This is a genomic window from Bordetella tumulicola (genome assembly GCF_965138755.1).
Taxonomy (GTDB): domain Bacteria; phylum Pseudomonadota; class Gammaproteobacteria; order Burkholderiales; family Burkholderiaceae_B; genus Bordetella_A; species Bordetella_A tumulicola.
The window spans coordinates 143,390-158,849 of the sequence record NZ_CBCSFP010000012.1 but is presented as its reverse complement, the minus strand read 5'-3'; the positions used below and the strand labels follow the sequence as shown (position 1 = coordinate 158,849).

Annotated in this window: 9 protein-coding genes; all 9 read right to left on the bottom strand. The window is 46.6% G+C overall.

Annotated features, from left to right (window positions below):
• Positions 1–11 precede the first annotated feature (11 nt).
• The 9 genes from ACNAZS_RS22855 to ACNAZS_RS22815 all read right to left on the bottom strand — a co-directional run bounded on the left by ACNAZS_RS22855 (position 12) and on the right by ACNAZS_RS22815 (position 15,457).
• Positions 12–794, bottom strand: coding sequence for a glycosyltransferase family A protein (locus tag ACNAZS_RS22855; RefSeq protein ID WP_415792822.1), 783 nt, complete (start codon positions 792–794; stop codon positions 12–14).
• Complete coding sequence (locus ACNAZS_RS22850; RefSeq protein ID WP_415792821.1) at positions 795–6,347, bottom strand: glycosyltransferase family 2 protein; 5,553 nt, start codon at positions 6,345–6,347, stop codon at positions 795–797.
• Entirely contained in the window at positions 6,348–7,379 is a 1,032-nt protein-coding gene (locus tag ACNAZS_RS22845; protein WP_415792820.1) for a hypothetical protein, read from the bottom strand.
• Positions 7,380–7,876: 497 nt separating this feature from the next.
• Positions 7,877–9,043, bottom strand: a complete 1,167-nt coding sequence (locus ACNAZS_RS22840) for a nucleotide sugar dehydrogenase (protein WP_415792819.1) — start codon at positions 9,041–9,043, stop codon at positions 7,877–7,879.
• A gap of 456 nt (positions 9,044–9,499) precedes the next feature.
• Entirely contained in the window at positions 9,500–10,498 is a 999-nt protein-coding gene (locus ACNAZS_RS22835) for a polysaccharide biosynthesis/export family protein (RefSeq protein ID WP_415792818.1), read from the bottom strand.
• 106 nt (positions 10,499–10,604) lie between these two features.
• Entirely contained in the window at positions 10,605–11,717 is a 1,113-nt protein-coding gene (locus ACNAZS_RS22830) for an ABC transporter permease (protein WP_415792817.1), read from the bottom strand.
• A gap of 16 nt (positions 11,718–11,733) precedes the next feature.
• Entirely contained in the window at positions 11,734–12,390 is a 657-nt protein-coding gene (locus tag ACNAZS_RS22825) for an ABC transporter ATP-binding protein (RefSeq protein WP_415792815.1), read from the bottom strand.
• A 3-nt stretch (positions 12,391–12,393) separates the two neighbouring features.
• On the bottom strand, positions 12,394–13,191 hold the full coding sequence (locus ACNAZS_RS22820; RefSeq protein WP_415792814.1) for an ABC transporter permease: 798 nt from the start codon (positions 13,189–13,191) through the stop codon (positions 12,394–12,396).
• Positions 13,192–13,309: 118 nt separating this feature from the next.
• A complete protein-coding gene (locus ACNAZS_RS22815; RefSeq protein ID WP_415792813.1) occupies positions 13,310–15,457 on the bottom strand; it encodes a glycosyltransferase family 2 protein in 2,148 nt (715 codons plus the stop codon).
• Between the last annotated feature and the right edge of the window lie 3 nt (positions 15,458–15,460).

Genomic DNA, 15,460 nt, shown 5'->3' with positions numbered 1-15,460 from the left:
AGTCAGCAGCATCACTCTTGAAGTGAAGCTAATCGAGCCTGCCCCCTTGAATCGAGATAAGACTCTAACGAATGTATAGCCTTGTCGTTGCCACCTTTTTCATTAAACATTAAATAAAGTGACGGGCCATTGTCGTCTGTGGCAACCAATGTATTAGCTGAATAGTCCGTATGCACCATATAAACTGGTATATCATTAATCGCTGTATGCCATTTAAACCATAGATCGTCTGCCGTACGAGCTAAACGCATCGCTTGGTGAACATTCAATACATCTCTATCAAAGAACGACGTGTGATAAAGAACACCATCCTTTCCGGTTGGCAATAAAAAGAGGCTAGGATTTTTGCCGATCTTAGCTTTCATCCAGCGACGGTATGGCACAAATCCATTAGCGTCTCGCCTCATGTTATGACCTCGGTAACTTATAATGCAATGATAGCGTCGATAATAATAGACTAACGTCGACAGCCAATCTGCCGGATAAACGGTATCATCATCAGCAGTAACGATCAACGCATTATTAACCAATGGGTCAGCCAACACAGGTAATAGCTTGCGATACGATCCAATATTTCGTGTATATAGCCATTTGATTTTATCAGTGCGCTCAAGCAATTTTTGACACTCAACAGGAATGTCAACGACTCCCTCATCCAGTAAGAACGCATCCGGTGATACGTGAACTCGTATCTCGAAATCGGTAAAATCCTGTTCTAACAAAGACACTAAAGTCAAATGCAAATTTGCCATACGACTGCTAATCGCAGCCAGACTAATGATCACTTTTTCCATTTAGCATTCCGGGCGCAAAGGGTAAGGAACCACAACAGGGGTTGTAGCACAAAGCTGTCGATCATTAATCACTGGCACTCTCATACGTTTACCAAAAGCGTCTCTGAATAGAGAAAGGAACGCCAAGTTATTGCGCGCAGTACGATTCGACAAACTGGCGGCAGTTGCAAAACAATAAAGTAAGGGATAATCGATATGAGTATATGTATGTTTGCCATAAGATGCTTTTAGCCGCTCACGAAACTCTACATCGCCGCGCGAGCGAACTTGCGCAAAACCACCCAATGCGTTGAACACATCACGCCGGAACATCGATGTCATAGTACCGTCACCACGTAGTTCAAGACTGTGTTCGAATTGAAACCTTGCCATACTGTCCACGCGGACGTGCGACGCAGTGCACAATCTGAGCAATGGATCCTGCAAAAAAGCTGCAACTTGCTTTTCAAAGCGCTGCGGATGAGCATAATCATCCCCATCTTGAATTGCAATAAATTCACCTGTAGCGATCTCCAGTGCCCGATTACGACACACATAAGGACCGGAATTTTTTACCATACGAATGAATTTGATTCGGGAGTCTAACAATGCAATGTCTTCGATGGCTTTCGAATCGACAAGGTCGCTGCCATCATCCACGACTATGACCTCAACGTCGTCGTAAGTCTGTTTCAACAAAGAAACAACTGCCAACCTCATCAAGTCCAGATCGGGGTTGTAAACGGTAACTATTGCGCTCACTCGACCCGATTCTCCTGACACAGGAGGAAGAGGTGCCTGATTGGCAAAGCCCTCGAACAAACTGTGAATAGACTCACCAATAAAAGGCATAGTCGCCACATCATGCACGTCACCCCAACGTTCGAATGCGGCCTGAATCAAATGGTTATTACGATCATAACTTGCAGCCACAATACCGACGTCATCGATGATACTGGACTCCGTGTCCTGTTGAACAGGCACATACTTACGCACAATATCGGTATCGCCAAATAGAATTGCCAAACCTAACAAATCCATGCGCGCAATCTTGGCAGGGTATGGAATTTCTCCGGAACTCAGTCCCAATTGACTAATCTCACTGGAGTAAATTCTCAATGTCCGCAACAGCGCTTGAGGTTCATGTTGCTCAGCAAAATAGATCTTTATCAATTGCACAAAGTCGTCACGTTGATGACGAATTACCGCATCAACAATACGCGGTAAAAGAGGTGCATGTGATAAATAAAACTGTATGTTTGGAACGTACTTAAATTCGTCCGGATCTAACTGTGCAGAAAATAAAGCCTCGCCGATCTCTCTGGATAAGTTGGAGGAAGTCAAAAGCTCCTTATGAGAAGACTGTTCAATCATTCCAATTAACAAGAAAAGCGTACGAGCCGAACAATACTTCCGGCACATGTCCACTAGCCTAAAGACAATCCGCTTAGCAGAGGCTTGTAGAATCATTGGAGCGATTGCCAACACAATTGCATTCAAATCACCTGGCGGCAGACTGATTGCAAACATCTCGAAAATGGGGATGATATGGTTGGGGAACCGCTTGATCAGGGCTGGAGCATTGTGTGAAAATACGCGCGCAAAATCTTCCTGACATCCAAGAAATTTGCACATATCTACAACACCAGACAAATCCTCCTCGCTCATACGCTTGGGCGTTTCAGGATCCTCCATGTAGCGCCTCAAATAAGTTTGCGCGACTAACTCTTGCCCTGTCGTTGCAGCTTTTCGCAGCAGTTCCGTAGGGAACTTATCCAATTTCAGCGGCGTCCCCGGTTGAGCTGCTGCGACGCGGTCCAGTTCAGCCAATCCTTCCCAAGACCCTCCGATACGAACCTGATCGAAAGTCTCGGCTGCTCCATACCAATGCGCGCGCACATCGCTGACGAAGCCCTTATTGTGCTCAGCGGAGTTAGCGTAGCTTCCGCCTAACAGGCGGTTGGCTTTCAATGCATTATTAGAAGCATGCTCAGCGTCAGCGCTCCCTTCAACTATGAAAGGCAATCGAGTAGCTGCGACCACATAGGAAGCGTAGTTCGAAAACTGATTCAAACTTTCCTTAATATCGTGAACCGTATAACCGCCCAATGGGAGCATGCCGAGATAGGAAACATCACCACCACTTGCAAGACTTACTCGAAATTCTGCCTCCGTGCGTTGATATGCCACTGGCACCAAAACAACAGAGCGATTACCGTTCGCGACAGATTTTCGAACAAAATCTTCTACGTACCCTGTCGGATATTTGAACGCCTCTAACAGCACAAAAACAACCGTTTCATCAGGAACTTGATGAGCCTCTAAATACTTAGCTATTTGCAACAACGGATAGCCCGTACCGCCAGATGCTAGATCTACGGAAGAGGCATCCGACGATTGCCGCATGCTGACCGTAACAGCACCTCTTGGCAAAGGTTGTAGTGACGCATCGTGGGGGAGGTCATGAAATACCAAGCAACTATTGCGAGCCTTCTGCCAAGGAGTTTCATCAGCAATTTTATACCCTCGACATTCGATTCGAACGGCTGATGAATCAGAAATCGTCGTAATATGGTGCACACGTTCTAACGCTTGTGTTGACACGACAGTGTCCGTTGCACGAGCAATTAAATCCATGCTCGCAAAGCTATCGTGTACGTCCAAAACGGACACTGAGTGTCGTACCTGCGCACCGGAATCGAGTAGGCCAGCCAAATATCCAATGGAGCCGACGCCGATATACCGTGGCTCGCTCATGCGTAACTGCCATCGAGCAGTGTGATATCCGTTCGACTTGTCTTCTAGACGTACGATACGGCAGCCAAGTTCCGAGAGCGATTGCCACTGAGACGCAACAACGGATGGCTCTTTTTGTTCTGGGTATGCCAATACTATCTCTATGGCAGCATAATCTCGCTCAATGCTAAGATTGCGAGGAATCGCGTCTAACGTATGCCACAACGCTGCTTGTTCTATCTGTTCTTCCAATTTCGAACTGCGATTTCTAGGATAGTCGGATAACAACTCTATATATTTTTTAGGTAAGCCAGATATAGGTGGTGCCACACTATTCGTGTATGCCGTACCCAATACGTTAATTTCATAAAGGTGCTGAACCGTACCTGCTAACTGTGGCCGTACGATTCCTGTCACGCTTGCTAAAAAATCGGGATAGCAATGCCAGTCCTGTCTCAGCGCAAAATCAAGTACCAAGAAACGCTCGGCTACTCCATATACACCGTCAAAAACGGCTCTTCGAGCTAATAAATAGGCGGAGGCTAAATCCCCGCTATTCGCTTTCTCGTCAATGGTGACTAATAATTCTGGGTTAGCCCCCGACTCCGGAAGCTGCACAGTTCGGGCTTGACCAGGGAGCAAAAGACCGCCATTTGTCGGCAGGACATTTAACCGTTGCTCTCCTTTCATACCCTCAATTTCAGAAAGGTCAAATCGAAAACCAATTGGCACAACCAGCGATAAACCCGTTTCCCTTGCGATGGTCTTTTGGTTGGCTACTATCGTCGCGATTGGATGTCCATCTGACGTTAACGTAACCGATACTGGCGCGCCTGGATTACTTAAATCCATGCACCAACCACTGACGGTATACGGAGTAGTGAAATGCCAAGCACCTGTCAAACCAGGTGCCTGAAATGCAACCAAATCTTCGGCCTTACCCTCAGCCAAAGCACGAAGCTGACGCCTTACTCTCTCATCAAAAGGATCAACAAAATTTGGCAGACTATGTTCTTGATTTTGCTCCGCCAAGGCCCGCGCAACGATGTGTTCTGTGTCAACCACAGCCTGACTGAATCCATCCAGCCAAATAGCTTCCCATCCAAGCTCCTTACCACGTTCAATCAACTCGGAAAATACTAAGTTATCTGCGCAACCCGCTTCTAGTCCTTGTGCGAAGACATAATCTTCAGCAGTACTTGCCAATAAGCAATATCTGTCATGAGTCTCTTCAATAGAATGGTGAACGTCTCTAAGAACGCTGCCTTGACGCACACTCGCCTCGCCACAATCATCTTTGACATATTGCGCGTACAAAACACTAGCATCTAATTTGTGATCCAACATCTGGCCAATGCTGTCACCCCATTCTGCAGAGGGAATAACGTTCGGTTGTGTCAAGACGATGACGCTACCGGAACTGGTAGCAACGCCCCGATTAAATCGGAAAGCGAGATTAGCTCGAGCCGGCACATCTACAAGCAAAATATTATCCGGAGTACGAGCCTCCAATAAAGTACGTGTCTGTAACTCATTCGCCGATGACACTAACACGAATTCCAGATCGCGGACCTTCGCGCCAATTTCCGCGCGCCAATTTTCGATAGCTTGCGCCAGTTCACCTGCGCTACTTTGCTCACCAACGGAAATAACAATCGAGAGCCTAGCTTTTCTACGAGCCTGAAGCCCTTGTTTAATCTCATTCCAATCAATTAGCAGCTTGCTGCGAACCACATGCTCCCAAGCCCCGCTTTCAGTCGATGTAATGCGATCACGGCCCCATCTATCATCATATTCGACGCCCACGAATGCAGCATATTCGGTTACCGAATCTTTGGTATAACGAAAAATTAAATCCCAGTCCACCATTCGGCGCAGAGATTCATCAAAGCCGCCCCGATTAATAGCCAATGAGCGTCGATGCACAAAAGTATTTAAATCTATATAGTTTCTCGATAACAGAGCTTCTCGGTCAAAAGACTGTCCGCGATATTTGAGACCGGAAATCCGCATTCCAGAATAAGCACAATCCAATTTCTCGGTCATCATATAGGTGACCATTGTCGAAAGAAAGGATGGGCGCCATGTATTGTCGCTATCCAAGTAAGCTATCAAGCCCCCTTCTGCATTCGACAATCCATGGTTGCGAGCCGCCGACACACCCTGATGGCTCAAAAGAAAATAGCGAATACGGGGGTCTTTCTTTGCCATTGCAGCCACGATACGAGCGGTATCGTCACGACTACCATCATCACAAACTAGAATCTCAAATTTCGGATAGTTCTGTTCCAGTACCGACTCAATCGCCTTCTGAATACGATCCCCTCGATTCCATGTTGGCATCACAACAGATACCAATGGAAGTGAAGATGTGGCTAAAGCACTGAAACGACTTGCTATTTCTTGCAGGAATTCAGCCTCCCGTGAAAGATCGAAATCAGTGTAAACACCGGTAGAGTCATTAAACATGGAAACAGAATTAGTCAATGCACTAGATGGTTTAATCTCTCGATTTTCCTTCTGCCCGAATTGCGTGTAATGTAACAATGGATTTACACCAGCTGATTGGACGTCAGGATTACTGGCAAGATAAAATTTACTATCGAATTCCGGTCCAGGATTTCTTCCCAACGACGCACCATATTTATAGTAATGAACTATCGGGTCCAAGCCCGATAGAGCGACATCAGGATACTCATTAAGGTACCACTCCTTATCAAATAAACCTGAATTTTCTATAGCTTTAATATGATTCTCATTGATCATCAGATGCGCCATTGCAATCCCTTGAATTCTTACAGAAACCCATTTTTCTCTAGCAACATTAATAGAAGACAATTACTTAACTTTCCCAAACGTCATATAGTGAACTAAGGGATTCATCTTTTGATCTAACACGGCAGGATACTCGCGGATATACCCCATTGTTGAGAACCTGGGGCCGGGGTCACGTCCTTCCATTGCACCAAATTTCACATAATGCATGGCTGGTTCCATACCACTTTTCGCAACGTCGGGATAGGTTTCAAGATACCAAGTCGCATTAAAATACTCTGAACCCTGCACTATTTCTATCTCAGCCGTCAAAGCTTTCTTCACTTTTCTTCCACCGTCGTTACCGTTCACCCAAGACTTCAATGATCGAAACAACTTCTTCGTCGAAGGTTTAACAGTTGTTCCTGTAACGCTCGCAGCTGTTACCTCGCTTTTTGCGCTCGACCATTCTTGCCGAAGAAGCTGAATCTCTTGCGACGCATCCTCGAGTTGGGAGGTTAAATTTGCCGTTTCAGTAAAATGAGCTTGTAGCTCCTGCTTAGCTTTATTTCTCTCGCGTTCAATTTGGACGATCTGTTTACGTGCGGCTAAAAGTTCGTTGCGCACAAACGCTATTTCAGCATTCAAACTTTCAGTCTCTTTTGAAAGTTCGATAATAGTCTGTTCGTATATTCCCAGCGTATCATGCTCTGCTTCACTGTGAGACAGAGCACTAGATTTATCTGCTGGACGCTCCGCATATACTGCATCTTCATGCTCGGTTGTAGAGGCTAAATTCTCCGCGAACTCTTCTTGTTTAAGCAAGCGCCCTACAGCGGCATCTCTGGCCTCAAGCATTACAATTAAATCAGCAATCTCACGATTGCGCTCATCGAGTTTAGCGGTGAAATCCTGTTGCTGACACGCCATCTCCTGAAGTTGTCTCTGCAATCGTTCAACTTGACTATTTCCAGAGTCCAGAGATTCCCCTAGGGGCGAAATGTATGCCTCAGGCTGTACCCGATTACCCTCCGCACGCGCTCGAAGCGCCTTATCGTTTGAAGAGTCATTGGAGTGATCAGAATTTCGCTCCCTACGACCATGTGAAGTGCCCATTCGCCGAATACCTCGTTCATTTGATGAACATTCGAAATTTACATCCGAAATTCATCGTAGCCATCACGCATGAGGCCGCTTATATATCTAAATCGAAAACCTAGAATATTTTTAAAAAATACTACAAAATTACTGCGCTGGTTTTATGATAAACAAAAAAACAATACATTTCATTACGACGAAATATTATAAAAAAATATTTTTATGTTTTCAAAATAGGGGCTCGGCTTCTACGCTACAGAGTTTTCTCACGAAATTCCCCTTTACAATAAGGCTCTAGATACTAGTACATATTCAAATAATCCATAACTAAAACGGATTACGTTGATCAAAAATACCTTAAAACAGTATTTATAACTCGGTACTTACAGAGACCCCATCAATCATGCGCTAATATCTGAAAAAATATCCGTCGCCTGCCTTTAAAAATCCTGCCTGAATTAACCTTATATCATTGTATAAAGTTACACTGAAGCCTTTTAAAACTACAAATCTATTTAGTCACTACCAAAAATATCCCTGGTATAAACTTTATCAGCCACATTTTCGAGTGCATCAGTCATGCGATTACTTATAATCACATCAGACATTCTCTTAAATTCCTCCAGATCCTTTATCACGCGAGAGCGATAAAATTCACTACTATCGATCGTAGGTTCATAAACAATGATCTCTACACCCTTGGCTTTAAGACGTTTCATCACGCCTTGAATGCTAGACGATCGGAAATTGTCGGACCCACTCTTCATGATAAGTCGATGAATGCCAACCACAGTTGGGTTCCGCTGCAAAATATCTTCAGCGATAAAATCCTTGCGTGTGGTGTTAGATGCAACAATAGCTTGAATTAAATTTTGCGGCACCAATCTATAGTTAGCAAGAAGCTGCTTTGTATCCTTTGGCAAACAATAACCACCATAACCAAAGGAAGGATTGTTGTACCCACTAGCGATACGAGGATCTAAACACACTCCGTCGATAATTTGCTTAGTATCTAAGCCATGAATAGCTGCGTAGGTATCTAACTCATTAAAAAATGAGACTCGCATAGCCAAGTAAGTATTCGCAAATAATTTAATTGCTTCCGCTTCGGTAGAATCCGTGTAAAGCACAGGAACGTCCTGTCTCACAGCGCCCTGACACAGTAATTCTGCGAACACTCTAGCTCGATCCGATATTTCACCAATCACGATTCGAGACGGATGTAAATTATCATAAAGCGCTTTTCCTTCACGCAAAAACTCTGGTGAAAAAAATAAGTTCTCACAACCCAATTCTTGACTTATTCTCTGCGTATAGCCAACTGGCACCGTTGATTTTATGACCATAATCGATTGCGGATTGATGGCCATAACATCACGAATCACCACCTCAATAGAGTTGGTATTAAAATAATCCGTTTCAGGATCATAATCCGTAGGTGTAGCAATAATTACATAATCAGAATCAACATACGCTTCATGCTTGTCAAGAGTAGCCCGAAAATTAAGTGGCTTATTTTTCAGATAAAACTCAATTTCCGAATCTACGATCGGAGACTCTTTGCGTTCAAGCATTTCAACTTTTTCTGGGATAATATCCAGTGCTACAACCTCGTGGTTCTGAGCGAGCAATATGCCGTTGGATAACCCAACATAACCTGTACCTGCAATAGCAATTTTCATTAAATACCCTCAATCGCTCGAAACCAGGCCTAACAATTCGTCGCTACATTATCGAAGTGTCTTGCCAAGCACAAATTACTTAAAAATTGTCAACCAACCATCAATTCTGATAGGACATTCAATGCTCATCGAAAATCCGGACTGTTACGGATTACTGTAAAGTGAACCCAACCTGCAACACCCGGTGTCTTGATTAAAATACCGAATAGCATCAAAAATCACTACCCATATCAAATTTCACACGATTAATTTCGCACTGAAGCAATCTGATTGCAGTGCCCCAAAATCATCGCTTTGTGCTAATAATGTGATATAGCAACTGTCTAGCTCAAAAGAACGTCAATAGGCTATTGACCTATAGTTTAAGGAGCTCCGTATGAACAAAGGTACGACATCACGATACCCTATTAGACATACATGAAAATGACAGTCCTATATTCAAGCCTACCGAGCAGGTTAGAACCCATTTTGCAACGTTCTTCCAGCCGCTATGGCCTGGACGATAGGCGTGATGATCTTCTGCCATTCATAGACAGCGGCATTTGTTACATAGATAGCATCTTCGGGCTGTACTAGAAACTGTTTTGCCAAGAATACAGCTGCAGGGTCACGCATATTGAGGGCGAAAACCTCCGGGGTAGCCTCTGCCGCACCTGGCATACGCGATAGGCGGAATACAAAAACTCCATGAGGATCAGCCTTGGACTCATCCAGCCATCCCGCCGTCCCAAGCACCTCTAACAAACTGGACTGATCGGACGGAAGGTCGTGCAAACCCGGTTGGCCCACAGCTCCCATAGCGACGAAACGCTTCTTCGACCTGGAAACGACAATTTCCGAACGCGGGGAAACCGGTCGATTCAGTCCATTCAATAGACTTTGGTAAGAGTAGACTTGTGCCTCTTTACCATTTCGCACGGTCACGTCAACAAGATGAGGTTCTAACACTGGGCCACCTGCCAAATTAATGGCATCCAGCAATGTCAACGGCCCTTGAAGAGCAGAAAATCTGCCAGGCGCCTTTACGGCCCCCGCAACCAACACCGAACCGGACACATCACCAAGCAGGCTGACCATCACCTGCGGGTCGGTCGCCACGTCTCGCAATCGGCGCTGAATTTCGCTTCCTACCCCATCCGGCGTCTTCCCGGCTACCGAAAATCGCCCGGCGTAGGGCAACGAAATTTTTCCTGCGGAATCAACACGGGCCTCGAACTTTGTGCCCCCCGTTGCCAACGGCGCAAACATGGCATTTTCCTCACCGATATCCGCGATGATGATCTGCAGCACGTCACCGGGTACCAAACGAATCTCAAAGGCTTTCGTCGGGGATACCGTCGTGGCAACTGGCACATCAATAGGTCGAGCGTAAGGGGCTATGGTCTCGGGCCCAAGCTCAATCAAGTCATATTGAATTGTCTGATCTTCCGGATCAGTCGAGACAATGGTCGTCATACGTGGCCCGGCACCCGATAGGATTCCCCCGGCACAACCAGAAAGCATTACTAATACCGCCAGCGCGACAGAAAGCCGAGAGGGATATCTGAAAGAAAAGACATGACTAGTCACGATGATCCTCAATGCTGGCAATTATGAATCGAGTAATACCGTAGATAAATATAAGAATAATCAGAAATGTAAATAAATTATAAATTTTTTGTGGATAAGTGTAATCTTCCGGCATATTCGGTTGAACCACTGTGATCAAACTATGTATGTTTTTATTCGCCTCAATTTTTGCGTTTTGTAAAGCAGACACACTAAGCTTATATGCTTCTTCGGCAACCTCAGCGTCGACCGTCAGTTTTCGAAAATCAGCGGCGACCACATTGAGATGACCGTCTACTGATGACGAAACTAGTGCCTTTTTCTCAAAACCCAGTTGCTTTTCGATTGCGTTTACACGGTTCTTTTGTTGGCGTACTTGTGGAGAATTGGGATTAAGCGTTGCCAGCAATACTTTTAAATTGGCCTGCTCTGTCGCCAATGTAGCTTCGAGCGTAGCAATGATTCCTGCCTGCGATTTAGCTGCCGCCTCAGCATCCAATATACTATTCTTGCTTTGAAAATCAATTAATGCAGCCCGTTTATCCTCGTAGTCACTACGCGCCTTGACTAACTCATCCTCTGCAAAACTCACTTGATCGGTTGCTAGTTGACGCGACAAATCATTAATGAATCTCTGACTCTGCCCTAACATTTCCGTCAGAGTTGAATGCGCAAACTCAGGCGTTAAACCCTGTACTTCGATCGTCAAAAGACCCGTCAACTCATTTACATGAACTGTTATTAAGCGCTGGTAGTATTCGAACAAGTCCTCGCGCGATACCTCGTCCGCGATCCAATAGAATGGATCAGATAACTGCTCCGCGAAATGCTTATGCCATTTGAGCTTATCTTCCAGCACTGCGAGTAAATCCGGCGAAGTCAAATAAGACAACAAGAAAATAGTTTCTTGCCTCGATATCTGCTTGGCGCTAGAGGCTAATATCGCGGCTCCAGCCGTTTGTTGAGTCAAACTGGACGCCCCAGTTGAATCAACCACTACGACCTGCGCAGTACTGGCATAGCGATTAACCGAAAAAAATGCATAGTAAATTATTGCAAGGACCATAGGAACCACAACAATAAATAGCAGAAGAAGTTTATTTCGTCGTTTGTTATTCCGGCTCATTATTTATTTCCACGCATTATTTTGTTCGATACATCGCGACACCCTCTGCGACATCTTCATAAACCTTTAGCTCCCCGTTATCCACCAGAAGCACCGTATCACAGAGGCGTTCAACTTCTTTCATATTATGCGTCGTGAGGAAAATTTTTGATTTTCCCAGTTTTTCACGGAATACCTCCTCGCATTTTCTTCTAAAAGTGTTATCTCCGGCGGCCATCACTTCATCGATCAAATAATAATCAAAGTCGAAGGCCATGCTCAGACCAAACGCTATACGCGAACGCATCCCAGAGGAATACGTACGGACAGGCTCATCAAACCATGAGCCGATCTCTGCAAACTCCTGAACATAACGCACTCTACGCGTCATTTCCTCGCCGACGAAGCCATAGACACGACAAACAAACTTTACATTGTCTCGTGCACTTAAGCTCCCTTGAAATCCGCCTGACTGGCCAACAGGCCAGGAAATGCTTTTATCAGTGCGAATCACGCCTGAATCAGGGGTATCTACCCCCGATAGCAATCGCATTAATGTAGATTTTCCCGCACCGTTTTTGCCGATCAGTCCAATATTTTTATCCGGTGGCACCACCATGGACAGATTTCGGAAAATATACCTTCGCCCACTCGTCGTGAGATACGATTTCGTAATATTATCGAGGGTAAACATCAGCTAAGTAATTCCTTTAATAGCCAACATTTTCGATTTTCTGATTCTAAATAGTCCCAGACCGGCACTTAGCAAGACAGCCGTGCAAATTAGTACATAGGGAAAAGACACTAAATCCAAGACAACGTAAAACGGAAATACGGCCTCCCGTATCAACTCCATCATATGCAGAAATGGATTCCAAGCTATATATGGCAACACATAGCTGGGAAAACTGGCCACTGGAAAAATCGCACCTGACGAAAAATAAAGCACCATAAAAAAGAAACGGACGAAAGTGCGTACTTCAGGAATGGCATCTACAATCACAGCGAGCACCATACCCATGCCGAAAGCCAAAGCAATCCCTACTAGCAATAAGCCGAGCCACTCCAACGGTCTATGAATGCTTACATCATAGCCATACCATGCGAACGCCGCTAAAACAAACAAGTATGAAATGCTGGCAATACAGCATTGCATTATCGTTCTAGCCACGAAAGTATCCATCGGAGTCAATTGCTTGTACGCAAATAGCCCTCGGTTAGCGGCTAGCCCCTCCATAATCAGCGTCGCAACGCCTCTAAACATGATAAAGGGCGCAATACCCGTCAACAAAAACATGGCAAATGGAATACCTTGAGTAGGCCCTCGACCACGAATGACCCCCATCACGACGACCATAATTATCAGTTGAATAACTGGCTCAGCCAACATCCAAAATGCCCCCATCCGTCGCTGACCAAAGCGCGTGCGCATTTCGCGCAACAACAGTGCAAAAATAACCGCACGAGTGATTTGAAACGGAGTGCGTGGCGTCATAGGGACGAAACTCTGGTAGATCGATATTGCATCGCAGTATACCTATGAAAACATGCGAATAAACTTAGCGAATGTTGCAAGCTGCTAAACAAATAATGGGATTCCGCTCAAACACAGCCTACTTTCTACCCCAAGGCAACATCACGTGTGGCATGCCACTCAAACTAAAGTCAGGATATTGATAGTTGAGATTCGGGTTATAGAATGGATCATGGTGCATCAAATGAGCCCAGCTCGTACGCATATACTCCACCTCGGCCCGCGCGCGCAGAGTCTGTGCCGGACTCGTGTCCTTTCCTCTAGTGATCGATTCGTGGTGATAGAGTAACGCATGAGGAGTCCACACTACCCGCTGTCCCACATCTCGTACACGTAAACAAAAATCTACGTCGTTAAAAGCAACAGTCAGTTGGATCTCGTTCAAGCCGCCTAGGGACTGATACAGGGACTTGTGCGTCAGTAGACAAGCGGCCGTCACTGCGGACAAGTCTTGTGACACCAAGGCGCGCCCACAGTAGCCCGGATCGTCTCTGTCTATGCCGGTGTGTAGATGGTTTGCGCATCCTCCGGGACCGACCGTATCCCCACCATGCTGAACAGTGTTGTCACCATACAGTAGCTTGGCGCCGACGACGCCGGTACCCTCCTGCATCAACAAGCTGACCATTTCCTCTAGCCACTCGGGTGAAATGACCTCGGTATCGTTGTTCAGCAAACAAATCAAATCCCCTCGCGCCTGCTGAACCGCAAGGTTGTTAATTTTGGAATAATTGAATGCCTCATCAAATGGCAAAATACGAATATTCGGCCTGGCCTCAATCGTCCGCAGATACGCCAATGTCTCAGGTTGGACGCTTTGATTGTCCATGACGATGATTTCGTACGCGGAATACGAAGTTTTTTGCAAAAGACGATCGATGCAGCACTGCAGATGAGCCAAGCCGTCTCGCGTAGGAATCACGATGGTGACCAGCGGTGGGGGCACTGGTAAGGCATAGCGCACATGACAACGGCCTGTGCCGGTTGCCTCTACCGACGCATGAATACCCCGTCTCTGCAAATCGGCAGCAACGACATCGCGCGTTTCGGTGCTGGAACTACGATCAACCTGTACTAATTCTTCGTTTACGTGCCACAGTGGCGCGGGCGCATGCGCCACTCGGGGTGTATCGGCTGTCAGGGCCAGCAATAGACTATGCAGTGCACCGTCTGTACTGTAAGTTGCAGCCTGTGCTACATCCCAGATGGGGGCCAACGGTCGAGTGCGCCAGGCAAAGGCGTCGCCAATATAGTTGGTCGCACGTAGTAACTCGGGCGACCAGTCCGGTTTGAAAGCGGGCTGTGACAAGCGTCCGTCAGCATCGATGCTATCGTGGTCTGCATAAACGACCGCAGGTTGACTGGCATCCGTCGTACTGTGCGCCAGCCAATATAGGGCCGCTTCGGACAGCTGTGTGCCATGGCGCAGGACGATCGTCCAGTCTGCACCAAGCCTGGTGTCTTTGGCGCCTGCAGATGCCGAACCTAGCGGGGTCACCTGAGACAAGTCAGCCAATGCCTGAACCCAGCCCTCGTACGGTAAGCGGATTCTTGAAAAATGCGGGTAGATCTGGTTGTCCAGCGTCTCGTCAATGAACGGATCCACCGCCACATCATCGCCCTCACCCGCCAGGATGACGACCTGAAAATGGGGAGGCTGCTGCCAATGGCGCAAATGCTTCAGCATTAAATGGCGGTCTTCAGGAGACACACTATAAAACTCGGCATGCCAATCGGCATAGCTACGCATATACGCGTTCGCCCTGAACCGGCAAGACACGGAATACGCGTGGTTCAGATTCGTAAACAGGGTGTGCAGCTTCAGGCCTGCCCGGGCACGGCGCTGCTGTGTTTGCCGAAAAAAGACGGGCACGATCCGCCGCAACTGGCGAAACCGATATTCCGGCCAAGACAACCGACGCAATGACACGGTGACATCGCCTGGCGTCGTTGAGTCGGATGCGGGTTTGACCCTGATAGCTCGAATACCAACGGGCACATCGACCATCTCTTGTATCTGTCCGCGCCGCGTCACCAGGACATCCACGTTTGCCGTTTGACCATCCACCAGGCTCAGCGTCAGGACGGCACTATAGGCACGATCATGTCCAACAGCCCTGCCCTGGATCAAGTACACGCCGCCAGCCGACGCGCCGTCTCCCTGCCTGGACGGCGTCAACCAGGTATCGGGAGTCTGCTGCGTAAATACGGTATTTTCAAAAAACATGCC